This window comes from Streptosporangium jomthongense (assembly GCF_042650425.1).
Classification (GTDB): domain Bacteria; phylum Actinomycetota; class Actinomycetes; order Streptosporangiales; family Streptosporangiaceae; genus Streptosporangium.
Map to the genome: position 1 here is coordinate 11,381 of NZ_JBHSBC010000066.1, position 21,493 is coordinate 32,873.

General features: G+C 70.1%; 22 protein-coding genes. 13 read left to right on the forward strand and 9 right to left on the reverse strand.

What is annotated here, in order from left to right:
• Positions 1 to 991: FAD-dependent oxidoreductase (locus ACFOYY_RS41655; RefSeq protein ID WP_386197068.1), on the forward strand; the 991-nt coding region annotated here is incomplete at its 5' end.
• A 63-nt stretch (positions 992 to 1,054) separates the two neighbouring features.
• Here the strand turns inward: ACFOYY_RS41655 and ACFOYY_RS41660 are convergent.
• The 4 genes from ACFOYY_RS41660 to ACFOYY_RS41675 are packed head-to-tail and all read right to left on the reverse strand — an operon-like array spanning position 1,055 to position 5,470.
• Positions 1,055 to 1,675 (reverse strand): response regulator transcription factor, encoded by a 621-nt coding sequence (locus ACFOYY_RS41660; protein ID WP_352012290.1) that lies wholly within the window; start codon positions 1,673 to 1,675, stop codon positions 1,055 to 1,057.
• The gene (locus ACFOYY_RS41665; protein WP_386197069.1) at positions 1,672 to 2,880 is read right to left on the reverse strand and encodes a sensor histidine kinase; all 1,209 of its coding nucleotides are present in this window, start codon (positions 2,878 to 2,880) and stop codon (positions 1,672 to 1,674) included. Before ACFOYY_RS41665 ends, ACFOYY_RS41660 begins: the two co-directional genes overlap by 4 nt.
• Positions 2,877 to 4,718 carry a hypothetical protein gene (locus ACFOYY_RS41670; RefSeq protein ID WP_386197070.1) on the reverse strand — a complete coding sequence of 614 codons (1,842 nt, stop codon included), beginning with the start codon at positions 4,716 to 4,718 and terminating at the stop codon, positions 2,877 to 2,879. Before ACFOYY_RS41670 ends, ACFOYY_RS41665 begins: the two co-directional genes overlap by 4 nt.
• Positions 4,703 to 5,470: an ABC transporter ATP-binding protein gene (locus tag ACFOYY_RS41675; RefSeq protein WP_352012287.1), complete on the reverse strand. Its 768-nt coding sequence runs from the start codon at positions 5,468 to 5,470 to the stop codon at positions 4,703 to 4,705. Before ACFOYY_RS41675 ends, ACFOYY_RS41670 begins: the two co-directional genes overlap by 16 nt.
• Positions 5,471 to 5,626: 156 nt before the next feature.
• Between ACFOYY_RS41675 and ACFOYY_RS41680 the strand changes: the two genes are divergently transcribed.
• Together ACFOYY_RS41680 and ACFOYY_RS41685 are read left to right on the forward strand one after the other, a co-directional pair.
• Complete coding sequence (locus ACFOYY_RS41680) at positions 5,627 to 6,175, forward strand: VOC family protein (RefSeq protein WP_386197071.1); 549 nt, start codon at positions 5,627 to 5,629, stop codon at positions 6,173 to 6,175.
• Entirely contained in the window at positions 6,172 to 6,990 is an 819-nt protein-coding gene (locus tag ACFOYY_RS41685; protein ID WP_386197072.1) for a MerR family transcriptional regulator, read from the forward strand. Before ACFOYY_RS41680 ends, ACFOYY_RS41685 begins: the two co-directional genes overlap by 4 nt.
• Before the next feature lie 4 nt (positions 6,991 to 6,994).
• Here ACFOYY_RS41685 and ACFOYY_RS41690 read toward each other — a convergent pair whose 3' ends face one another.
• Together ACFOYY_RS41690 and ACFOYY_RS41695 are read right to left on the reverse strand one after the other, a co-directional pair.
• Positions 6,995 to 7,882: a helix-turn-helix transcriptional regulator gene (locus ACFOYY_RS41690; RefSeq protein ID WP_362782754.1), complete on the reverse strand. Its 888-nt coding sequence runs from the start codon at positions 7,880 to 7,882 to the stop codon at positions 6,995 to 6,997.
• 34 nt (positions 7,883 to 7,916) lie between these two features.
• The gene (locus ACFOYY_RS41695; RefSeq protein ID WP_386197073.1) at positions 7,917 to 9,572 is read right to left on the reverse strand and encodes a serine hydrolase; all 1,656 of its coding nucleotides are present in this window, start codon (positions 9,570 to 9,572) and stop codon (positions 7,917 to 7,919) included.
• Positions 9,573 to 9,780: 208 nt separating this feature from the next.
• Between ACFOYY_RS41695 and ACFOYY_RS41700 the strand changes: the two genes are divergently transcribed.
• Positions 9,781 to 10,731, forward strand: coding sequence for a helix-turn-helix domain-containing protein (locus tag ACFOYY_RS41700; protein WP_386197074.1), 951 nt, complete (start codon positions 9,781 to 9,783; stop codon positions 10,729 to 10,731).
• Between the two features lie 45 nt (positions 10,732 to 10,776).
• On the forward strand, positions 10,777 to 11,286 hold the full coding sequence (locus tag ACFOYY_RS41705) for a signal peptidase II (protein WP_386197075.1): 510 nt from the start codon (positions 10,777 to 10,779) through the stop codon (positions 11,284 to 11,286).
• Positions 11,287 to 11,343: 57 nt separating this feature from the next.
• Here the strand turns inward: ACFOYY_RS41705 and ACFOYY_RS41710 are convergent, their stop codons facing one another.
• Positions 11,344 to 11,940 carry a TetR/AcrR family transcriptional regulator gene (locus tag ACFOYY_RS41710; protein ID WP_386197076.1) on the reverse strand — a complete coding sequence of 199 codons (597 nt, stop codon included), beginning with the start codon at positions 11,938 to 11,940 and terminating at the stop codon, positions 11,344 to 11,346.
• Positions 11,941 to 12,036: 96 nt separating this feature from the next.
• Here ACFOYY_RS41710 and ACFOYY_RS41715 point away from each other — a divergent pair, with 96 nt between their 5' ends.
• The 4 genes from ACFOYY_RS41715 to ACFOYY_RS41730 all read left to right on the forward strand — a co-directional run bounded on the left by ACFOYY_RS41715 (position 12,037) and on the right by ACFOYY_RS41730 (position 14,278).
• Complete coding sequence (locus ACFOYY_RS41715; RefSeq protein ID WP_386197077.1) at positions 12,037 to 12,948, forward strand: NmrA/HSCARG family protein; 912 nt, start codon at positions 12,037 to 12,039, stop codon at positions 12,946 to 12,948.
• A gap of 141 nt (positions 12,949 to 13,089) precedes the next feature.
• Positions 13,090 to 13,389, forward strand: a complete 300-nt coding sequence (locus ACFOYY_RS41720; RefSeq protein ID WP_352012278.1) for a hypothetical protein — start codon at positions 13,090 to 13,092, stop codon at positions 13,387 to 13,389.
• A 97-nt stretch (positions 13,390 to 13,486) separates the two neighbouring features.
• Positions 13,487 to 14,020 carry a hypothetical protein gene (locus ACFOYY_RS41725; RefSeq protein ID WP_386197078.1) on the forward strand — a complete coding sequence of 178 codons (534 nt, stop codon included), beginning with the start codon at positions 13,487 to 13,489 and terminating at the stop codon, positions 14,018 to 14,020.
• Positions 14,021 to 14,119: 99 nt separating this feature from the next.
• Positions 14,120 to 14,278 carry a hypothetical protein gene (locus tag ACFOYY_RS41730; RefSeq protein WP_386197079.1) on the forward strand — a complete coding sequence of 53 codons (159 nt, stop codon included), beginning with the start codon at positions 14,120 to 14,122 and terminating at the stop codon, positions 14,276 to 14,278.
• A 491-nt stretch (positions 14,279 to 14,769) separates the two neighbouring features.
• Here the strand turns inward: ACFOYY_RS41730 and ACFOYY_RS41735 are convergent, their stop codons facing one another.
• Positions 14,770 to 15,570, reverse strand: a complete 801-nt coding sequence (locus ACFOYY_RS41735) for an alpha/beta fold hydrolase (protein ID WP_362785751.1) — start codon at positions 15,568 to 15,570, stop codon at positions 14,770 to 14,772.
• A 58-nt stretch (positions 15,571 to 15,628) separates the two neighbouring features.
• Positions 15,629 to 16,879 (reverse strand): MFS transporter, encoded by a 1,251-nt coding sequence (locus ACFOYY_RS41740; RefSeq protein WP_386197080.1) that lies wholly within the window; start codon positions 16,877 to 16,879, stop codon positions 15,629 to 15,631.
• A gap of 98 nt (positions 16,880 to 16,977) precedes the next feature.
• On the opposite strand from ACFOYY_RS41740, the gene ACFOYY_RS41745 reads away from it, so the two are divergent.
• The 4 genes from ACFOYY_RS41745 to ACFOYY_RS41760 all read left to right on the forward strand — a co-directional run bounded on the left by ACFOYY_RS41745 (position 16,978) and on the right by ACFOYY_RS41760 (position 21,410).
• Positions 16,978 to 17,541, forward strand: coding sequence for a TetR/AcrR family transcriptional regulator (locus tag ACFOYY_RS41745; protein WP_352012274.1), 564 nt, complete (start codon positions 16,978 to 16,980; stop codon positions 17,539 to 17,541).
• 539 nt (positions 17,542 to 18,080) lie between these two features.
• Complete coding sequence (locus ACFOYY_RS41750; RefSeq protein ID WP_386197081.1) at positions 18,081 to 19,607, forward strand: MFS transporter; 1,527 nt, start codon at positions 18,081 to 18,083, stop codon at positions 19,605 to 19,607.
• Positions 19,608 to 19,647: 40 nt separating this feature from the next.
• Positions 19,648 to 20,217: a TetR/AcrR family transcriptional regulator gene (locus tag ACFOYY_RS41755; RefSeq protein WP_352012426.1), complete on the forward strand. Its 570-nt coding sequence runs from the start codon at positions 19,648 to 19,650 to the stop codon at positions 20,215 to 20,217.
• A gap of 992 nt (positions 20,218 to 21,209) precedes the next feature.
• Entirely contained in the window at positions 21,210 to 21,410 is a 201-nt protein-coding gene (locus ACFOYY_RS41760; RefSeq protein WP_386197082.1) for an MbtH family protein, read from the forward strand.
• Positions 21,411 to 21,493: the final 83 nt, after the last annotated feature.

The window sequence follows — 21,493 nt, forward strand, 5'->3', positions numbered from 1 at the left end:
CGGCGCACTGGACCTGCACAAGGGGCTGGGCCAGCTCGCCCTGAACAAGGCGGGGCTGCTGGCGGAGTTCCAGGCGCTGTCCCGTCCCGAGGGGCAGGCCATGCGCATCCTGGACACGGACGGGACCGTCCTGCGCGACTGGCGGCCAGGCCCGGACGACCGGGCCAATCCCGAGATCGACCGCGGGCAGCTTCGTGACCTGCTGCTCGGCCCCCTCGACGTTCGGTGGGGGCGAGGCGTGACAGAGGTGGTGCCGGGGACCCCGGGCGGGACACTGGTCCGTTTCGCGGACGGGCGGCAGGAGACGTTCGACCTCGTGGTCGGCGCGGACGGCGCCTGGTCCCGGGTCCGCCCCGCGGTCTCCCCCGCCACGCCGCACTACACCGGCGTCACCGCGATCGAGACCTCCCTGGACGACGTCGACACCCGCCACCCCGACCTCGCCCGGCTGGTCGGAGACGGTTCCGTGGCCGTGTACGGCGTGAACCGCTCTCTCGTCGCCCAGCGCAACAGCGGCGGCCACGTCAAGGTCTACGTTCAGACCCGCGCACCGCTGGACTGGCACACGAACCTGGATCCGGCCGACGTCGAAGCGGTGCGATCAACCCTGCTGGCCCTGTTCGACGGCTGGACCGCCCCCGTTCTCGACCTCCTCCGCCACGGCACCGCCTTCATCCCCCGCCCCCTCCACGTCCTGCCCGTGTCCCACACCTGGGACCACGTCCCCGGGGTGACGCTTCTGGGCGATGCCGCCCACCTGATGCCGCCCTTGGGGGCGGGTGCGAACCTCGCGATGCTGGAAGGCGCCGAGCTCGCCGAGTCCGTGGCCGCCGCCTCCGGAGATCTGGACGAGGTCGTCCGTGCCTTCGAGGATCAGATGTGGGAGCGGGCCGGCAGGTGGGCGAAGATCACGACGGCAGGGCTGGAACGTCTCGTGAGCCAGGACCCCACCCAGGCACTTGCCCTCTTCGACGAGGTCCAGCCGTCTTGAAGCCTCCGCCGTGGGCCCGCAACAGGCCCGTTGGCAAGGACCACTCCGCCAGCCGCCGGCCGGCTAGCTGAGCAGACCCCGCCGGTAGCCCTCACCGACGGCGGCGGCGCGGTCGCGGACGCCGAGTTTGTCGTAGATGTGCAGCAGGTGCGTCTTGATGCTGGCTTCGCTGATGAAGAGCCTGGCGGCCGCCTGGCGGTTGGAGGCGCCGTCGGCGACAAGGGCGAGGACCTGGAGCTCGCGGTCGGTGAGAGCGGCCTTGACCGGTTTGCGTACCTGGCCCATCAGGCGTCCGGTGACGGAGGGAGACAGGACCGGCTCACCGGCGGCCGCGGCGCGGACGGCGCGCAGGAGTTCGTCGGTGGGGGCGTCCTTGAGGAGGTAGCCGGTGGCGCCGGCTGCGATGGCGGGCAGGACGTCGGAGTCGGCGTCGAAGGTGGTCAGGACGAGGGTCTTGATGTGGGGGTGGGAGCGGCGCAGGGCGGCGATGGCGGTGACGCCGTCCATTTCGGGCATGCGCAGGTCCATGAGGACGATGTCGACCTCAAGCGCGGCGGCACGCTCCACACCTTCGCGGCCGTTTGCGGCTTCACCGGCGACGTGGATGTCGGGCTCGGCTTCGAAGGCGGCCCGCAGGCCGTCACGGACGATGGGGTGGTCGTCGACGATGAGGAGGCGGATCACCGGGGGGTTCCTTGGAGTGCGGGGACGGTGGCGCTGACGGCGGTGCCCTCGCCGGGCGTGCTCTCGATTTCGAGGGAGCCGCCGACGCCGCGCAGACGTTGCCGCATGCTGCTGAGGCCGAATCCTCTGCCGCCGGAGTCGCGGATGCCGGTGCCGTCATCGCGGATGTCGAGCAGGACGACGGCGCCGGCGTAGGAGAGGGTCAGGCCGGCGCGGGTGGCGCCCGCGTGCTTGGCGACGTTGGTGAGGGCCTCCTGTGCGACGCGGAAGAGGGTGACCTCGATGGCGGGGCTGAGCGGGATGCGGTCGCCTGTGACCTCGACGTGCAGGTCGACGCCGGTGGACCGCGCCCAGTTACGCGCCAGGGTGGTCATCGCCTCGGGCAGGTGGGCGTCGTCGAGTTGGTGGGGCTGGAGGGCGGCGACGGAACGGCGGGCCTCGGTGAGGCTCTCGCGGGCCAGGTCGAGGGCGAGCGCCACGTGGGTTTCCGCGTCCTCGACGCGCTGGGCGGCGCGCAGCTGGGTGATGATGCCGGTCAGGCCCTGGGCGAGGGTGTCGTGGATCTCGCGGGCCATGCGCTGGCGTTCGTCGAGGATGCCCGCCTCATGGGCCTGGGCGAGGAGTTGGGCGTGCAGGTCGGCGTTCTCCTCCAGGGCGGTCTGCAGGTCGCTGACCGCCTTCCGGTATGCGCGCTGGCGGTCCTCGATCTTGATTCCGGCGATGGAGCCGCCGCCGATGGCGACGGTCTGCACGACGATGATCGCCAGGTAGAAGGCGACGAGCTGGATGGTGGCCTGCGACCAGTCGAGCGTCGAGCCGTACAGGACGAAGGAGGTGGCCGCGACGGCGGCGAAGGTCCACTTGGAGGGAGCGAGGTGGGCGGCCAGGAAGAAGCCGGATGTGCAGTAGATGATGAAGATGGGGTCGTGGAAGGCCAGCAGTGCCGCGGTGGCCAGGACACCGAGGAAGTGCGCGGTGACCGCCACCCGTCGCCCGCGCACGGCGGCGGGCAGGAGGGTGCGGGAGCCGAGGATCCAGGCCAGGGCCAGGGCGGTGAGCGCGAGGGTGCGCAGGACACCGCCCGGGGGCTGCTCAGGGGAGGCCAGGCTGATGACCAGGGAGGTGGCGAGGGTGAGGTAAGGGACGATCTCGACGATGCGCTCGAAGCGCCGTTCCCAGACGGAAGGCGGGAAGGGATCGTTCATCCGGGGCCTACCCTCCCCTTCCGCCTGGTAGTCGACGTGGACGAGCTTAGACGCATCGGGATGAGGATGGCGTAACCGTACAGCAGCAGCCCAATCGCGATCATGAAGATGATGGTCGGCCACTGCCAGATCGGCGGGAGGTACAGGGCCAGGAACCAGACGCGCTCCTCGACACCCAGGATCTTCATGACCAGGGGGGCCAGGCCCTGCGGGAACAGGGGAAGCCAGGCGATGAGGTAGCTGATCGTGACGCCGATGCGGTGGTGGATGGGAAGGTCGGCGGTGGTGGGCTTGGCGGGTTCGGGGGGCGGGCCGTACTTCATGAGGTTGAGCAGTTCGATCCCGTGGCTCTCCAGTCTGCGGTAGGCGATCCTGCCCAGACCCCAGGCGCTGAGGACTCCTGTCAGCACGCCGGTGGCGACGCCGGCCCAGGGGTTGAGGAGGATGACACCGGCCGTGGGCAGGGCGGTGGCGGGGACCGCGAGGAGCACGAGCCAGGCGAGGCTGGTCTCGGCGGTCTCGTCGGCGCCGGTGCTGAGCGGGTTGCCGCCGCGCTTGTGCGGGTCGGTACCGGGGACGAGCGAGGTGACGGCGAGCAGGACGATGACCCCGGCGCCGCCGCCGAGCAGGGCGGGCAGCAGTCCCAGGACCCACGGCCAGGCCCAGGTCAGGCCGCTGACGAGGGCGCCTGCCAGGGAGAGAACGAGCGCGGCCGGGCCGACGATGACCAACCAGGCCAGCTGGCGGCCGCGGACGTCGGCGCGTTCGGCTCCGGGGGTCATGAGGGTGAGCCACAGGGCGGTGCCGTCGGAGCCGTACAGGTTGGCCGAGGTGGCGGCTCCCATCACGATCGCGACGAGACCCGTGAACGGGACCATGACCCAGGCGCCGATGGTCACGAGCAGCAGGGGCGTGACGACGGCGTAGGACAGGGCGGTGGCCAGGAGCTGGATGCGGACCAGGTCACGCCACCAGGCGCGCAGCTCCTTCGCGGCCGCGATCCGGGCGCCGGTCGCCATGGGAAGCGGACGCGGGGTGCCCCGGCGGGGTGGCACTCCGCCCCGCGCGGCCGAGACGACGCGGCGCGCGAGCAGGCCGGACCAGGCGGTCAGGAGGAGGGCGATCACGGCGGCGTCGGTCGCGAGGATGGCCAGGGCGAGAGGCCAGGGGGCCTCGACGGCGGCCACGCCCCATCCCGACGGCAGGGCGCGGACGAAGAGCCGCGACCACGCGGCGGTGTCGGCGCCGCCCAGCGCCGCCACCAGTGCCCAGCCGTTGCTGCACAGGGCGACGGCGGTTCCGGTCACCACGCCGACGGCTGCCGCGGTGACGCGGGATCTGACGAACAGGCCGATCAGGGCCACGATCACACGGGAGATCATCACCATCGTGACGAGCGTGCCGACCGCCGCCGCGAGGCCGATGAGCACACCTGCCGGGCCGAAGCGCCAGCCGTACACCGGCAGCGACATCAGGGCGACGAGATTGACCGCCGGTGCGGGGCCGGCGAAGGCTCCGGCGAGCAGCGCCGTCGCGATCCGGCCCGGCGGGGCCGGGAGCATGGAGAAGTACTCGGGGCGCAGGGCCTCACTGCCACCCCCGATGAAGATGGGGCCGAAGATCCAGCCGGACAGCCAGACCGCCAGCACGACCGGCAGGTGGACGGGCCACAGGACGGCGACGGCGATCGTCCCGAAGGCCAGGATCAGCCCGAGCGAGACGCCGGTGTAGAGGTTGGAGGCGTTGTCGCCGCGGAGGGAGTTGCGCATGATCGCCAGCCGCATGCGGATCATGTGCCGTGCCGACACGGCCGGGCCGGGGGTCAGGAGGTGAGCCACGTCAGCCCCTCCGTCCCTCCGGTGCGGGCGCCCACGAGGTCGACGAAGGCGTCCTCCAGGGATCCGGCGCCGCGGACGTCGGCCAGCGGCCCGGCGGCCACGACGCGGCCGTCGGAGATGACTCCCACGTGGTCGCAGAGCTGCTCGACGAGGGCCATGACGTGGCTGGAGATGATCACCGAGCCGCCGCTGTCCGCGAACCTGCGCAGGATGGCCCTGATCGTGGCCGCGGAGACGGGGTCGACGGCCTCGAAGGGCTCGTCCAGGACGAGCAGGCGGGGCGCGTGCAGGAGGGCGACGGCCAGGCCGATCTTCTTGCGCATGCCGGTGGAGTACTCGATGACCAGGGTCCGCTCGGCGGAGTCGAGTTCGAGGACCTGGAGGAGTTCGTCGGTGCGCTCGGCGACGACGGCGGGCGGCAGGCCGCGCAGCAGGCCGAGGTAGGTGAGGACTTCGCGGCCGGTGAGCCGTTCCGGCATGGCGTTGCCGTCGGGCAGCACGCCGATCAGTCCCTTGGCCCGGACGGTGTCACGCCAGACGTCGACGCCGAAGATCTCGGCGCTGCCGGAGTCGGGGCGGAGCAGGCCGACGGCCATGGCCAGGGTGGTGGTCTTGCCCGCTCCGTTGGGGCCGACCAGGCCGTAGAAGGATCCGGCGGGGACGGTGAGGTGGATGTCGTCGACGGCCAGGTGGCCACCGAAGGCTTTGCGGAGTCCGGTGGTGCGGAGGGCGGCATCCCGGTTCGTTGGCATGCCTTGAGAATCGCGCGGGGGCGGGAGCGGCGGATCGTCCGTACGGGGAGCGGGGTGGTGGATCACGGCATCAACCGATCGGTTGATACGGGCGGCCGGGGCCGTCGAACGATTCGGATTTGACCCTGACGCCGCGTCAGGCTCCACGATGAACGCATGGCCGACTACTACGACGCATTCGAGATCAGCCCTGTCCCTCCGCCCGGGCCCGACGCGACGCCACCTGAGATCTACCGGGGCATCTACGGCATGCCGATGTTCGTCACCGTGCCGACGTCGGATCTGGCCGCGTCCGTGGACTTCTGGACCCGCGGGCTCGGCTTCATCGACCTGTTCACGATTCCCGGCCAGGTCACGCACCTTCGGCGGTGGGCGTTCCAGGATGTCCTGCTTGTCCCGACCGGCGCCCCGCAGACCCCTTCGACAGTGAGCGTCAGCTTCTCCTGTGTGCTGAGCCAGCTCGACGGGATCGCGCAGGCGTGCACCACGCTGGTGCCCGGATGCACGACCGGACCACGACAGACACCGTGGAACACCGTGGATCTGGAGGTCGTCACGCCGGAGAACACCCGGGTGATCCTGACCGCGGCCCGTCTCCTCGAACTCGGCAGCGACGAGGCGCGCAACCTTGAGGCGATGGGCATCCCCCTCCCGAAGGAGGGAAATCGCGCAGGTCAGACGCGCATGACAGACTCGTCGGTGTGACCGACAGAGCGATGGGCGATGCCGCGGAGTCCGGCGGGCTGACCGTCGGGGCCGCGGCATCGCACGCGGGAGTCACCGTCCGCACCCTCCATCACTGGGACGCGATCGGGCTGGTCCGCCCGTCCGGACGGACCACAGGCGGTTACCGGCTCTACTCGGCGGCCGACGTCGCACGTGTGCACCGGGTGCTCATCTACCGCGAGCTCGGCCTGCCCCTCGACGACATCGGTGAGCTTCTCGACGCTCCGGCGGTCGACATGACCGTGCCGCTGAGACAACAGCGCGCCCAGCTCCTCGATCGCATCTCCCGTCTGCAGTCGATGGTCGACGCGGTCGATCGCATGATCGAAGCCGCGAACGCCGGCATCCTGCTCTCCGCGGAGGAACAGGTCGCGATCTTCGGGCAGCGCTGGGATCCGGCGTGGGCCGAGGGCGCGCGTGACCGGTGGGGCGAAACACCTCAATGGGCGCAGTACGCCGAGCGCGCCGCGGGCATGACCCCCGAGGACTGGCGGCGGATCGCCGACAGCGTCGCGACGCTCGAAAACGACCTGGCGGCGGCCAAGCGCGCCGGCGTCAGACCCGGCAGCGCCGAAGCCAACGCCCTGGCCGAACGGCACAGGGCGTCCATCGGCGCGTACTTCGACTGCACCCTTCCGATGCACGTCTGCCTGGGCAGGAGCCACGCCGCCGACCCTGGCTTCAGGGCCTACTACGACGCGATCGAGCCGGGCCTGACCTTCTGGCTCCGTGACATCATCGACGCCAACGCCCGCGATCGAGGCATCGACCCGGATTCGGCGACCTGGACCTGACACGTCATGCCTGCGGCGTGCCCGCCGGGCGTTCGGCGGGCGTCGTCGCGGCGGCGCCGTGCCGGTGCCGCGGGCCGAGAAGACGCAGCATGTCCAGCGCCTCGGAGCCGCCGGGTGTCGGGGTGAACACCCGCAGCCGCTGGTCCGCCGCGGGCGTCGCCAGCACCTCGCAGTCGAGCTCGATCACGCCGAGTTCGGGATGCATGATCCGGTACGGGTGCGACCTGCGCACCGCGACCTCGTGCCGGTCCCAGAGGGCCGTGAACTCGGTGCTGGCCGTACGGAGCCGTGTGACGAGCTCGCGGGACGCCACGTCGTCCCCGCGGCGGGTCACCGTGGCGCGCAGGTCGGCGACCAGTTGCCTGGCCTGTTCCTCGTGCTCCTCGGGTGCGAAGTAACCGCGCACGTCCGGCTCGGTGAACCAGCGCAGCACGATGTTGCGGTTCTCCGGGGCCACCGTGCACACGCATCCGAACAACGCCTGCGCCATGTCGTTCTGCGCCAGCAGGTCACCCAGGTCGCTCAGGACCTGGACCGGAACGCTGTCCAGCCGGTCGAGCAGGTACAGCAGGCTTGGCCGCAGGTACTCCCCCGCCCGTGCCCCCTCCGGCGGCCGGTGCCCGGCGAGCAGGTACAGATGGTCCCGCTCGTCGATGGTCAGCCGCAGCGCGCGCGTCAGCGCGGCCAGCATCTGGACCGAGGGCTGCGTGCTCCTGGCCTGCTCAAGCCGCATGTAGTAGTCGGCCGACATCCCGGCGAGCGCCGCGACCTCCTCACGGCGCAGCCCCGGCGTGCGCCGCCTCGGCCCCTCGACCAGCCCGACCTCCCCCGGGGTCAGCCGTCCCCGGGACCGGCGCAGGAAATCGGCGAGATCGTCGCGATGCATCCCCATGCCGGTAGTGATACCACCGTTCCGCCGAGGGCGGTCACACCGCCGGGAGCCCGACCGCGTTCGAGGCGTCGGCCTCGAAGTACTCGGTGGTGGCGAAGGGGCCGACGTGCTCTTCGAGGAAGCTTCTGACGCCGTCGACCGAGTCGTGGACGATGACGTTCACCGCCCTGTCGCCGTCGGCGCTCGCCACCGCCAGCGTCCATCCCGCCCCCCTGGGCAGCAGGCCGTACGCCTTCTTCAGGGAGTTCCAGAAGCCCTCGCTGTCGGAGATCGTGGAAACGGTCATGACGTGCACTGTGGCACTCTCCTTGTTCGTTCTCGGATGCACCCGGCAGTTGATGTGGAGGTACCGCGCGGCCCCGTCTTCGAAGTCGTAGATCGCGACGGTCTGCGGGTCCTCCAGCGGGTCGCCGGAAGGCATCAGGAAATGTGTCTCGCTGATCGGGAGAAGCTCGTATTCGAGCCGTTCCGGCCTGTTGAGGAGTTTCGCCTCCATGGGGTTCAGGGTGAGCCCGAGGTGGAGTCTCCCGTCTTCGGCCACCACCTCGTAGCGGGTGCCGGGCCGCCCGTAGGAGCCTTCGTACCTGGACAGGTCGAGGGCCGGGACCGGGGCGGGCTTCGGCAGGTCGGGGATCGTGACCATGCCGAGGTCGGCGAGGATCTCGTTGAACACCCTCCGGTAGAAGCTGTCGCGCGGCCCGGCGTTCGTCAGCATCGTGATGGCGATGTTCGACTCCGGCAGGATCCGCAGGCGGGCGCTCTGGCTGACCGCGCTGCCGTCGTGGGCGTAGACGGTTTGGCCGTGCCAGTCGCACACGATGAGACCGAGCGCCCATTCCGGCCCGAACATGTACGGGTCGGGTACGGCGACCCGGGATTCCGTCATCTCGCGGATGATCTCGGGTGAGACGATCCTGGTCCCGTCCGGTGCCTTTCCCTCGTTGAGGAAGACGGAGGCCATCATGAGCGTTTCCCTGGCCGTCGTGCTGATGTTGCCTCCGGGGCCGAAGGAGCGCGGCAGGTGGCCCAGCGGTGAGAGGACGGGGCCCTCGTCGAGGGACCGGATCAGATATCCGGTCGCGGCCCGGTTCCGGTCGACGTGCTCATGCCTGCTGCTCGTCGAGGTCAGCCCCAGGGGACCGAACAGGCGGTCCCTCATGATGTCGTCCCACCGCCTGCCGTCGACCACCTCCATGACGCGGGCGAGGATCGCGTAGCCGAGGGCCGCGCTGTAGCCGTGGGTGTGACCCAGGGGGTGGACCTGTGACGCGCCGGCGATGTTCTCCACCATGCGCTCGTACACGTCGTCCCCCTCCCCCGGATCTCCGTAGCTCTCCTCGATGCCGTTGGTGTGGTTGAGGAGGTGACGGGGGGTGACCCTGGCACCGACCTCGGGGTCGGCGACCCGGAAACCCGGGAGGTAGGTCCGCACCGGCTCGTCCAGGGAGACCCTTCCCTCGTCGACGAACCGCATGAAGGCGAGGGCGGTCCATGTCTTGGACACCGAGCCGCACCGGTAGACGGTGTCGGTCGTCGCGAGCTCTCCCGTGGAGACGTCCCTGACGCCGACCGCGAAGTCGGTGATCTCCCCGTCGCTGAGGACGCCGATCACGGCGCTCGGGATCCGGTACTCCGCGAGCAGTCCGGCGACGTGAGCCCGTATCCGGGGCACGTCCAACGCTCTCGTCACAAGGGGCTCCAATCTTTTCCAGATGCGGAAAGGCTACGTTGCGTTTCAAAACTCGTCAACGAATAAACCTTAACGATGCGCGTCTTCGCTGGGATTTCGTGAAAATCGTTGCAATGACATTGTTGATAAATGCAATCCATGCCGATCGTTCGTTGCAATGTATTGTTGGTGAACGCACCCGTGAACCCGAACCGACAGGGGCGAGCCGATGCCCGGAGACAGGCTGACCCACGAGGACCGCCGACGGATCGCGACCTGGCTGGCCGAGGGGCTGGGATACGCCGAGATCGCCAGACGGCTGGGCAGGCCCACCTCCACGATCAGCCGCGAGGTGGCACGCAACAGCGCGCCCGGTGGCTATCTGGCCGACCGTGCGCAGCAGGCCACCGGACAGCGGGCCCGCCGTCGCAGACCGGTCCAGGCCGCGTGTCCACCGGCCGGCGAGCGGTCGGCCGAGTCCGTGCACGGTTTCGTGGAGCGGCTCGCGGCCCCGCTGGTCGGGGTCGGCCTTCCCCGGATGGCCGCCCGCGTGTTCGCCTGCCTGCTCACCTCCGGCTCAGGAGACCTGACGTCCGCCGAACTCGTGCGCGGGCTGCGGGTCAGCCCCGCCTCGGTGTCCAAGGCCGTCGGTTACCTTGAGGCGATCGAGCTGGTCGGGCGCACCCGGGACTCGGGGCGCCGTGAACGGTACGTCGTCGACGACGACGTCTGGCTCCGGGTGTTCAGGGCCGACACCGGGGCGCACGCCGAGGTCGCGACGGAGGCTCGGCGCGGGATCGAGATCTTCGGCGCCGACACGCCCACCGGCGCCCGGCTGGGCCGGATGGCTCAGTTCTTCACCTGGATCAGCGAGCAGATGAACGGCAGTGATCTCACCGACGCCGACGTCCGTGACGCGCTGACGGTGGTCTCCGCGCTGGTGTACGCCGCCCGGCCACTCACCGTGAACGAACTCGCCGCAGCACTGGGCTGGCCCGTACGGCGGGCGGCCGGCGCCCTGGACGCGATCGGCCGCCGTCCGGTCCTCGCCGACCCGTTCGTCGTGGAACGGGCCGGGAGCGGCGCGTTCGCCGCCGCCCCCAGGCCGGACCGCCTGAGCCCGGCGCAACGCGACGCCCTGCTCGAAGGCGTGGCGGCACCTCGGAAAACGCCTCGGTAGGCTCGGGGGAATCCTGGTTCGGACACGGTGGTACGGAGGCCTTGAATGATGCGATCGGAGCGGGGTTCGAGGCGGCTGTACGGCATCATGCTCGCGCTGGCCGCGGTGGTCGCGCTCCTGGACCAGCTCACCAAGTCCTGGGCGGTCTCCGCACTGTCCGAGACCGAGCGTGTCCCCGTGTTCCCCCCGCTGATCCACTTCCGGCTGCTGTACAACCCCGGCGCCGCCTTCTCCCTGGGAGAGAACGCCACGTGGGTGTTCGCCCTGGTCGCGGCGGCCGCGGTGGGCGGCATCCTCTACACCGCCCGCCGTGTGGCCTCCCCGGGCTGGGCGCTCGTGCTGGGCGCGCTGCTCGGTGGCGCGGTGTCCCACCTGGGCGACCGGCTCCTCCGTGAGCCCGGCTTCGCCCGCGGGCACGTCGTGGACTTCATCGACTACGGCCCGTTCGTGGGCAACGTCGCCGACATCGCGCTCACCTGCGGGGGTGCCGCGCTGGTACTGCTCAGCCTTCGCGGCGTTCCCTTCGCCAAGGAGACGGGCGAAGAGCCCGCCTGACCCTCACCCGTGCCGCCGCGTCCCACCGTGGACGGCGCGCCGGTTCGCGGGACCGGGCTACGGCCCCGGCGGCGCCGGGGAGCGGATTCCGTCGAGGGCGAGCAGGAGCAGGCGGTCGGTCGCGGCGGGCGCGTCGGCGTGCCGCTCGGTCGCCGCCGAGATGGCGTTGACGAGGGTGAGCAGGTCGTCGATGGACACCTCAGGGCGTACGGCCCCCGCCAGCCGGGCCCGGGTCAGCAACTCCTCACCGGCGCCGCTGATCTTCCTGTGGCAGGTCACGTTCCGTTCCCGGTGTTCGAGCTCGTGGGCGCTCAGCAGCAGTGACGGGGCGAGCCCGCGCACGTTGGCGGCGTAGGTGCCGATGGCCCTGAGCCAGGTGACGAGCGCGGCCCCGGGGTCCGGCTCCGCGGCCAGCTCGCGAGCCTGGGAGCACAGCGTCTCGACGCGGTCGAGGAACACCGTCTCCAGCAGCGCCAGGCGGGAGGGGAAGTGCCGGTGCAGCGTCGCCGAACCGACCCCGGCCTGCCTGGCGATCTCCTCCAGCGAGGCGTCGACGCCGTCCCTGGCTATGGCGATCTGGGCCGCGGCCAGGATCCGGTCGCGGTTGCGCCGCGCGTCCGCACGCTTCGGCCGTTCTTCCCTGGTCTCCCGCACCGTGTCTCCTGCCGCTTGCCAAGTGGGGTGGTCCCCCATATCTTACCCTGAGAAGTGAAAACGGGGTGTCACCCCACTTATTGGTGGAGGCCTGTCATGCCTGATCCAGTGCTCGTCACCGGTGCGACCGGCAAGCAGGGCGGCGCGGTCGCGCGAGCCCTCCTCGCCGCGGGAACACCCGTGCGGGTCCTTCTCAGAGATCCGGAGTCCGAGCCGGCCAGGGCCGTCCTGGCGCTCGGCGCCGAACCGGTGCTCGGAGACCTCGACGATCCCGCGTCCCTGACGGCCGCGGTGACCGGTGTCCGCGGAGTGTTCTCGGTGCAGCTCCCGGACCTCACCAACCTCATGTCCGACGGCGAGGCCGTCCGTGGCCGCAACCTGGTCGAGGCCGCCAGAGCGGCCGGTGTGGCGCAGTTCGTGCACACCTCGGTCTCCGGAGCCGGAGACGAGGTCCGGGCCGTGCCCGGCTGGACGCCCGACGAGTGGAGCCGCCACTACTGGGCGAGCAAGGCCCACGTGGACGACCTCGTACGCACCGCGGGATTCCCCCGCTGGACGATCCTGAAGCCCGCGACCTTCATGGAGAACCTGCTCGGCCGGTCCTACATGTTCGGCGACTGGGCGGAACAGGGATTCGTGACGGCGTTCGCGAAGGACACGAGACTGTCACTGGTGGCGGTTCCGGACATCGGCGCGGCGGCCGCCGCCGCCTTCGCCGACCCGGCGAGGTTCACCGGCGCCGACGTCGAGCTCGCCGGCGACCTCCTGACGATGACCGAGATCGCCGAGATCCTGTCCGGGGTGCTGGGCCGTACGGTCGAGGCTCCCGTCCTGTCCGCCGAACAGGCCGTCGCGCGGGGGCTTCCGCCCATGATGGTCAACATGCAGCAACAGATGAACGTCCTCGGCCAGGCGGCCCACCCGGAGCACGCGCACGCGTTCGGGCTGACCATGACCGGCTTCGCCGCCTGGGCCCGCGACGCCTTCGGTGGGGCGCATTCGTCCTGACCCGGGGGTGATGAGGGTCTCGTCGGCACCTGAGGGCCCGCTGTATCGTCGTGATCGGGTTACACGTCTGGAGGTGATCGCGGTGCATCCGGTCTTGTGACGGCCCCATCCCGGGGCGTCGCGGAGCCGAAAGGTGACCGTATGAGCAAGACTGACAAGACCCGGCCCTGGTGGGTGCGGATGGCCGAGACACCGATGGTGACCTGCCTGCCCGTGCACGACCACCGGTTCGGGCCGTGCACGCTGCCGGATGAGATCACCGCCGACGGCGTCTCCCAGAGCGTCCGCACGACCGGCTGTTACTGGGGTGCCCCCGCCGGTCTCTGGTTCGGCCACACCGGCAGAGGCGGATACCGGGAGTGGCACTACTTCCTGCGCCAGGAGCGCCGGCGTGACCGCCGCCGGGCACGCCGCGAACTGCGCGCCTATCTCGACGACTGAAGGCCCTCCCGGCGCGGCGGAGCGGGATGCCTTCCCCCCCCGGAACCTCCAGGAGGCTGGGTATGAGCACGGGCACTCCCGAAGGACGCGCCGGCCGATGAGCCGGCCGGTGTGGCTGCTCGACGTCGACGGTGTGATCAACGTCGCCCGGCCCGGTTGGGGAGGTATCCCGCGCAGAGGGGTCGCCCACTCCGGTGGCCACGCCTATCGCATGCGCTGGGCGCCCGCTCTGATCGACCGTGTCCGCGCGTTGCACCGGACGGGCACGGTCGAGATCCGCTGGTGCAGCACCTGGTGCGCCGACGCCGATGAGGTGGAACGGTTGTTCGCCCTGCCCCGGTTGCCCCGTGCCTGGTCGGAGCACCTTTCCAGCACCGCCGCGGCGGAGGCCAAACTCGCCGCGGCACGCCAGGTCCTGGCGCGAGGGTGGCGGCTCGTCTGGACCGACGACGTCGAGATGCCCACCGGCGGTCCGGTGCATGACGAGTTGACCAAAGACGGCCGGGCCCTGTTGATCGCGCCGTCGCCCCGCGAGGGTCTGCGGCCCGACCACATGGACGCGATCGAGGGCTTCGTCGCCACTCGGGGTGCCGGCTCCGGAGGCGGGCGGCCCGGACCAGAGGGTGTCTGATAATTCGGCGTTTCGGAGCCAGAGCACGAGCGAGGCGATGGTGACGCCTGCCAGATAGCGGCTGGCCGGCTTGTCGAAGCGGGTGGCGATCGCGCGCCATTGCTTGAGTTCGCCGATGCAGCGTTCGACCAGGTTGCGCTGCTTGTGGGCCAGGGCGTCGAAGGCGTGCGGGCGGCCTCCCAGGTTGCCCCGGCGCTTGTGGTTGGCGATCTGATCGCGGCGTTCGGGGATGACCGCTTTGATGCCGCGCCGGCGTAGGTCGAGCCGGATCTTGCGGGTGGAGTGAGCCCTTGTCGCCGATCATCGTGTCCGGCCGGGTGAGGGGGCGGCCGCCGGCCGGGCGGAGGAGTCGGTGACGTTACGAGTTGACTGTGTCGGTGAGAAGCAGCAACGGATGTTCACGAGTTTCAGCAACACTCTGCGATCTTCGCGACGGCCGAATGTCGATGAGAACCGAGAACGCCTGACGCTGCGAGCTGACGTGTGTCCAGGCCGCCGCCCCCGCACCAGCTGTTGTCAGAACTCATCGACAAGAACATGTCGCCGGGGCGGGCGTTGTCGATTCTCATCGACAAACGTTGCAGCCTCTCACCGACAAAACCAACGAGTGCTTGCGGCTACTACCGCTCAGTACTCCCGAATCGAGATCAACGAACACGACTCATGACCACATGTCGGTACGCTGACCTGCCGGTTCGGCACTTAGCGCTAATACTGAAGAGCAGAGTCCCCGGCTTTCCAAGCAGTTCCTAGTCGGTTCCCACATCGGCCAGAAGCTTCGCCGTGCCCTCGGGCGCCTCCACTGGGAAGTGGTGGCTGCCCAGCTCGATGAGAACGATGTCGAGCCGGTCCCCGTAGCGGTCGATCGCTTCCTGCGTCACCAGGTCACGAATCGCGAACACGGTGATCGGCTGCTTCGTCTCGCGCAGTGCCGCGTCCATGTCCCAGCGCATGAGCCCTTCGATGGAACGCAGCCCCGCGGGCTGCCGTACGGCGACCATCTTCTCGAAATACGTTTCCTTGAGAGCCGGATCGGTCCCCGCCGGCGAGCCTCCCTCGACGAGGCCCCGCACCCCGGCGGCGAAGTCCTCCCGGAACAGGCGCAGCATCGCTTCGACCTGCTCGTCGCTCATCGCCGGGAACAGGGACAGGTAGTGCAGCGCGTCGAGCGCCACCACGCGCGAGACCGTATCGGGAAGCAGCTTGCCAACCTCGACAGCGACGGCCCCACCGAGGGAGTGCCCGGCCACGACCGCCTTGTTCACCGACTCGGCCTCCAGCACGGCCGCCACGTCGCGGGCGAACTCCTCCATCGTCCACAGCGCCCGCGTCGAGCGCGACTCGCCGTGCTCGGCAAGGTCGATCGCGAGGACACGGTGGTTCTTGGGCAGATGGTTGGTCACCGCGTCGAAGTCGCCGCGGTCGCACGCCCAGCCGTGGATGAGGGCCAGGGCCGGCCCTCCGGCCGGGCCGCTGGCCGTGTACCGGATGGTCGTATGGTCCCCTCGCTGGACCCCCAAATGCTTCTTGTTCCTGCTTGTCTCCGTCACGATGTCTCCTTATTACTTGTTACGCATTTGCTGAGTGGAGCAGGGCGGGCGCGCGTTCTCAGCCGCACGCGGCCATGACGGTGCGGCGGTTGGCCCGTAGCTGGTTCAGGCGCAGGGCGAAGGCGGAGAACGTGATCACCGCGATCGCCAGCGCGTAGATCACGGTGGCGGTCCTCAGTCCCAGGGCAGTGACAGCGATCCCGCCGAGTACGGCGGGCACGCTGTTGCCCAGATAGTTGATGGTGTTCGCCAGGGCGAAGACCGCGCTGCGCTCGTGCGGCCTGGCGATCCGGGCGAAGGTGCCGAACGTCGCCAGCACCGACGCGCCGAAGCCGAGACCCGCGACGACGGTGCCGGCGGCGGCGAGCCAGGCAAGGTTCTGCGCCACCCCGGCGAGCGAGATCAGGGTGCCCAGCCCGAGCATCGCGGACGAGGGAGCCAGCAGCCAGGAGGCGGATCGGGAGCGGAGCAGGAAGACCGCGAGTGCTCCGGTTCCGGCCAGGAGCGTCACGACGACGCCGCCGATCAGGTGGTTGTGCAGCCCCAGCAACTCGGCCGCGACGGACGGGCCGAGCGAGAGGTACATCCCGGCCAGGGCCCAGGTGGCGATCATCGCCGGCACCACCGGGACGATTTCGGCGTGCAGGTGCGCGGGCATCGCGACCCGGGGTCGCAGGGAGGCGACGGCTCCCGGCCGGCGCGGCGACGTCTCCGGGACGAAGGCGACGCCCACCGCCGCCAGCAGCATCCCGCCGAGCAGCAGCACATAGATCAGCCGGGTCGGGGAGGGGCCGAACTCCACCAGCGCGCCACTGCCGAGAGCACCGGCGGCGAGCCCGGTCAGGGGAGCCACCGAGGTGACGACGCCCGCCCGCCCCCGAGACGGCTCTAGATCCACCAGCGTGGCGCTCAGCGTTGTCGTCGCCGCCCCGGTCGCGATGCCCTGCAACACCCGAGCGGCTGACAGGACGAGTACGTTCCCTGCGACCAGGAACAGGACGAGTGCGATCACCTCCAGTGCGATCGCCGCGGCGAGCACCGGCCGGCGGCCGAGATGGTCCGACAGCGCTCCGACGACGAGCAACGAGCCGAGCAGGCCGAACACGTACAGGGCGAAGACGACCGTCAGCATCCACGCCGTGAACTGCCACTGCTGCTGGTAAATGACATAGATCGGGGACGGGGCGCTGGACGCGGCCAGAAAGAGGACGAGGACGGCGGCCACGGAGGGGAAGGCCCCCTTCCACGGCACGCGGCAGTGCGCACCGCCGACGGGCGGTGTGGGGAGGGCGGAGGACTCAACAGACATGAGCATCTCGCAGTGATCGTTGCGTTAGTAGCTTCAACGTACTACAAAAGCAGTGATCGTTGCGATTATAAAGCAGTGATCAATGCGATACTGATTGCATGCGTCCTGCGCCTTCCTCGCCTCGCGCCGAGAGCCGACCCGGCGGCCGCTCTGCCCGGGTCCGCGCCGCCGTCCATCAGGCCGTTCGCGAACTGCTCAGCGACGAAGCCGACGAACTCACGATCCCGGTGATAGCCGCCCGCGCAGGCGTGCACGCCACCACGGTCTACCGCCGCTGGGGCTCCGTCGGAGACCTGCTCGCCGACGTCGCGACCAGCCGCTTCTCCGGGGACATCGTGGTGCCGGACACCGGAAGCCTGCGCGAGGACCTCGAACGCTTCGCCTCCGACCTCGCCAGGGACCTCAGCGACCCGGACACGCTCAGCTTGGTACGAGCCATCGTCGGCACGGGCGGTGAGAACGCCGGCGTGTGCCGTGCGGAACGCCAGCGGCAGCTCGAAGCCATGCTCGAACGGGAACAGGCCCGGGGTAACGAGACCCCACCCGTCGAACGCGCCACGGACGCCCTGCTCGCCCCCCTCTACTACCGCGCCGTCTTCACCGACCAGGCCCCTACTCCCGAATGGGCACGCACCCTGGTGTCACACCTGCTGCCGGACTGACCACACCCACACCGTCACCCCCCGACCGGGCGAACATGTGCGGCAGGTCGCAGGCGCACACCGGCCTCCGGGGAGGATCGGACGACCGGATTTTGGCGCTACGCACGACGAGCACATCCGGTACAGGCGGCAACGCGCCGGACGACGCAGAACCAGTTCTCAGCGCCTGTGTCGCCGGGCCGCGGGGTCGTGCTTGATGTGGGCGGAGGTCTTCTCGCCCAGCTCCAGGTCCGACTTGGCCGGCGGCGCCTCGATCGTGCCCGTGGCCGGCCCCACTCCGGTGACCGACGCCCTTCACCTCGCACGACGCCTCCTGGGAGGCGAGGCCGCACCGCCTCCGTGAGTGACGAACCGCGGACCGCCACCGGAACGTGAGCGCGTGTCACCGTCCGGCCCGGGTGGCCTCGACCGGCTGATGGTCTACCCGATCAAGAACGAGACGTACGTCCCGGCCCCGGCCGGTGACGCCCGCTCTCATTAAATTGAACGTTTGTACTAGTTGTACTACTGTTCAATTTTATGAGAGCGAAGGGGGCGTGATGGCGGGGCAACGGTTCACGCGGGCAGGGGCGCGCCAGTGGGCGGGCCTGGGCCTGCTGGCCATGCCGACGGTGCTGCTGGGGCTGGACGTGACCGTGCTGTACCTGGTGGCGCCGAGCATGGCGGCCGATCTGTCCCCGTCGGCCACCCAGCTGCTATGGATCATGGACGCCTACGGGTTCCTCGTCGCCGGGTTCCTCGTCACCATGGGCACGCTGGGCGATCGGATCGGGCGACGCCGGTTGCTGAAGATCGGGATGATCGCCTTCGCGGCGGCCTCGGTGTTCGCCGCGTTCGCCCCCACGGCCGAACTGCTGATCCTCGCGCGCGCCCTGCTGGGGGTGGCCGGGGCGACGCTCATGCCCTCCACGCTGTCGCTGATCTCGAACATGTTCCCCGACCCACGTCAGCGCGCGGTCGCGATCGGGGTCTGGGCCACGATGTTCGCGCTCGGGATGGCCGCCGGGCCGATCGTGGGCGGAGCGCTGGTGGACTCCTTCTGGTGGGGAGCGCCGTTCCTGACGGCGGTGCCCGTCGCCCTCGTCGTCCTGGCCGGAGCACGCGCACTGCTCCCCGAGTACGCGGCCCCGGCCACCGGCCGGCCGGACCTGATCAGCGTGGGCCTGTCCCTGGCGGCGATCCTTCCGGTCGTCTACTCCGTCAAGCGCATCGCCTCCGACGGCCCCGGCGGCCCGGCCCTCGTCTGTGCCGTGGCGGGCGTTCTGGCCGGAGTCGTGTTCGTACGTCGTCAACGCCGCCTCACCGACCCCCTGCTGGACGTGACACTGTTCGGCAACCGGGCCTTCACCGTGGCGTTGAGCGTGCTGCTCATCGGCCTGGCCGGAGTCGGGGGCTCGATGTACCTGGTCACGCAGTACCTCCAGCTCGTCGTGGGGCTCACGCCCTTCGACGCGGGACTCTGGATGGGTCCACCGGCGCTGGCGATGTTCGCCGCCGCCATCGGTGCTCCCCTGGTCGCCCGGCGCTTGCGTCCCGGCTCGGTCATGGGTGCCGCCCTCGGGGTGTCCCTCGCCGGGTACGCGCTGCTCGCCACCGCGGGGCTCGACGACGAGATCCCTGTGACGGCCGGCTTCGCGTTCGTCTATCTCGGGCTGGGCGCCCTCGCCGCCCTGGGCACCGACATCGTGGTGGGTGCGGTGCCGGCGACGCGATCCGGGTCGGCGGCGTCGATGTCCGAGACGGTCCAGGAGCTCGGCATCGCCGTCGGCGTCGCCCTGCTCGGCAGCCTCACCACCGCCGTCTACCGTACTCAGGTGACGGTGCCCGAAGGCCTGGCGTCGGAGACCTCCGGTCCCCTCACCGACAGTCTGAACGCGACCGCGGCGATCACCGAGAACCTTCCGCCCGGGACCGTCGAGGCGGCCCGGCAGGCCTTCACCAGCGGACTCAACATCGCTTCCCTGGTCGCGGGGGTCGTCATCGCCGCCGCCACGGTGCTGTGCCTCAAGATGCTGCGTCACGTGCCCGCGCTCGGGGAGGCGCGGAGCCGCGACACGGACGGTTGAACGACGGCTCCACTACCCTGGGGTCGTGCCGAGGAGCAGCATGGACGACGCCACCGACGACGGCGAGCACATCGACGGACGCCGCGCGCGTGGTGAGAGACGACGCGCGGAGATCATCGAGGCCACCCTTGCCGTGGTCACTCGCGACGGCGCGGCAGGCGTCACCCATCGCACGGTCGCCAAGCAGGCCGGCACCACGACGTCCCTGAGCACCTACTACTTCGCGACCCTCGACGACCTGCTCGTCGCCGCCCTCACGAGCGTCGCCGACGCCTACACCGCCCGCATCCGCGACATCATCGACACCCCCGGCGACAAGCTCGCCGGCCTGGCCCGCCTCATCGCCGAGTCCGCCGGTTCCGGACGTGAACGCGCCCTGGCCGAACGCGAGCTGGCGACCCTGGCCGCCCGCCGCCCCCCACTGCGGCCCGTGGCACGCCGCTGGCGGGAGAACATCGCCGAACTCGCCGCCACGCTGACCGACGACCCCGCGGCCATCGCCGCCCTCGTCGCGGCCTCTGACGGGCTGTGCACCGCGATCCTCCTCGACAACGCCCCCGCCGACCCTGATCACATCCAGGCCGTCCTGCAACGAGCCGTCCGCGACTGAACCGGCCGGCCGGCGCGTCCCCGGTGAGCGGCGGCCGCGGGGCCACGCATTCATCGGCGACGCGAGGTTTTCGGCTCCGTGCTTCCGCCGGGCCGACAGGTGGAACGACCGGATTCGGCCTGTAAGAACTCCTCACGCGGGCTCGCCACTCGGGTCGCCACGGCCGGACGCGATGTGACTTTCCGCAGCGTTCGCGGCTTTTTGCGCTCTCAGAAATGGCCGATTGCGCGAAGCCGACGCCACGGACGTTCCGCGGACCGTTCGTTCAATTAATGTTCGCGAAACTCCTCCTGTGAACACGGATTCCGGGAGGTGATTCCGAAAATGCACCGAGCCGATCCGCTCTGTGGCCGGTGACACAGATCCGAGCGGAGGCCGGCGCAGGTGCGTCGAGGTACGGGCCTTTCCCGCCTCCCCTGCCACCGTCCGTGACCGGCCCCCGTCGCTCGTCGGCGGAACCGAACGCTGTTCTGCGACACGGCTTCAAAAGATATGAACAATCACCTTTGTGGAATCCCCTGCACACGCGGCGGGAAGGCCCGCCGCGAGCTTCGGGACGCCGGACGGCGTTACCCCGGTCCGCCATCAGGACTCAGCTCGATCAACCGAAAACCCCCCGCCTCGCCGGTACCTCCCCTTGACAGGATCTGGTGGGCAACATACTTTCCGCAAGAGTTCTTTAGCAGCACGCCGTGAACGTGAGAGCACATTCGAAGTCTCATCCCTCACGGACAACCGAAACATGGATTCACGCATCCGCCTGAACCAGGCGCGAGTCTTTCGGGAGGCGGAGCTGCGGCAGAGGTTCTTCGCGCACGCATTGGATCGTGAGGGCCCGGGATATATCCCGCGTTCACCTCCGGAGCAAAACCGCGCCATCCCGAAATAGCCGACGTGGAAAAGACGCTTCCCGGCTCCTCGCTGCGGGCCTGGCCGGCACCGCCGTACGTGAGATCGACGTCCACCCGCCCGACCGGAACGGAGACCGCGACATGACCAACCCGTTCGAGGAAGCCGAAGGCACCTACCTGGTCCTGGTCAACGACGGGAACCTGCACTCGCTGTGGCCCTTCGGCCCGAAGGTCCCCGCGGGCCGGCGGGTCGTGCTGGGAACCTCCCCGAGAGCCGAGTGCCTTGACCACGTCGAGGCCAACGGGCGCGGCATCCGGCCCGTGAGCGTAACCCGTGCCTGACACGGTCCACGGCCTCTCGCCGCGCCGGCACCGAGGTTCACCTCCACGGTGTCCCCGCCACCCGGCCGCCCAGATCTCGTGAA

Excerpts from the sequence above, each read along its gene's own strand:
- ACFOYY_RS41665 (WP_386197069.1), bottom strand. The coding sequence starts at position 2,880 with ATGAACGATCCCTTCCCGCCTTCCGTCTGGGAACGGCGCTTCGAGCGC.
- ACFOYY_RS41675 (WP_352012287.1), bottom strand. The coding sequence starts at position 5,470 with ATGCCAACGAACCGGGATGCCGCCCTCCGCACCACCGGACTCCGCAAA.
- ACFOYY_RS41680 (WP_386197071.1), top strand. The coding sequence starts at position 5,627 with ATGGCCGACTACTACGACGCATTCGAGATCAGCCCTGTCCCTCCGCCC.
- ACFOYY_RS41690 (WP_362782754.1), bottom strand. The coding sequence starts at position 7,882 with ATGGGGATGCATCGCGACGATCTCGCCGATTTCCTGCGCCGGTCCCGG.
- ACFOYY_RS41700 (WP_386197074.1), top strand. The coding sequence starts at position 9,781 with ATGCCCGGAGACAGGCTGACCCACGAGGACCGCCGACGGATCGCGACC.
- ACFOYY_RS41705 (WP_386197075.1), top strand. The coding sequence starts at position 10,777 with ATGATGCGATCGGAGCGGGGTTCGAGGCGGCTGTACGGCATCATGCTC.
- ACFOYY_RS41715 (WP_386197077.1), top strand. The coding sequence starts at position 12,037 with ATGCCTGATCCAGTGCTCGTCACCGGTGCGACCGGCAAGCAGGGCGGC.
- ACFOYY_RS41720 (WP_352012278.1), top strand. The coding sequence starts at position 13,090 with ATGAGCAAGACTGACAAGACCCGGCCCTGGTGGGTGCGGATGGCCGAG.
- ACFOYY_RS41725 (WP_386197078.1), top strand. The coding sequence starts at position 13,487 with ATGAGCCGGCCGGTGTGGCTGCTCGACGTCGACGGTGTGATCAACGTC.
- ACFOYY_RS41740 (WP_386197080.1), bottom strand. The coding sequence starts at position 16,879 with ATGTCTGTTGAGTCCTCCGCCCTCCCCACACCGCCCGTCGGCGGTGCG.
- ACFOYY_RS41745 (WP_352012274.1), top strand. The coding sequence starts at position 16,978 with ATGCGTCCTGCGCCTTCCTCGCCTCGCGCCGAGAGCCGACCCGGCGGC.
- ACFOYY_RS41750 (WP_386197081.1), top strand. The coding sequence starts at position 18,081 with ATGGCGGGGCAACGGTTCACGCGGGCAGGGGCGCGCCAGTGGGCGGGC.
- ACFOYY_RS41755 (WP_352012426.1), top strand. The coding sequence starts at position 19,648 with ATGGACGACGCCACCGACGACGGCGAGCACATCGACGGACGCCGCGCG.
- ACFOYY_RS41760 (WP_386197082.1), top strand. The coding sequence starts at position 21,210 with ATGACCAACCCGTTCGAGGAAGCCGAAGGCACCTACCTGGTCCTGGTC.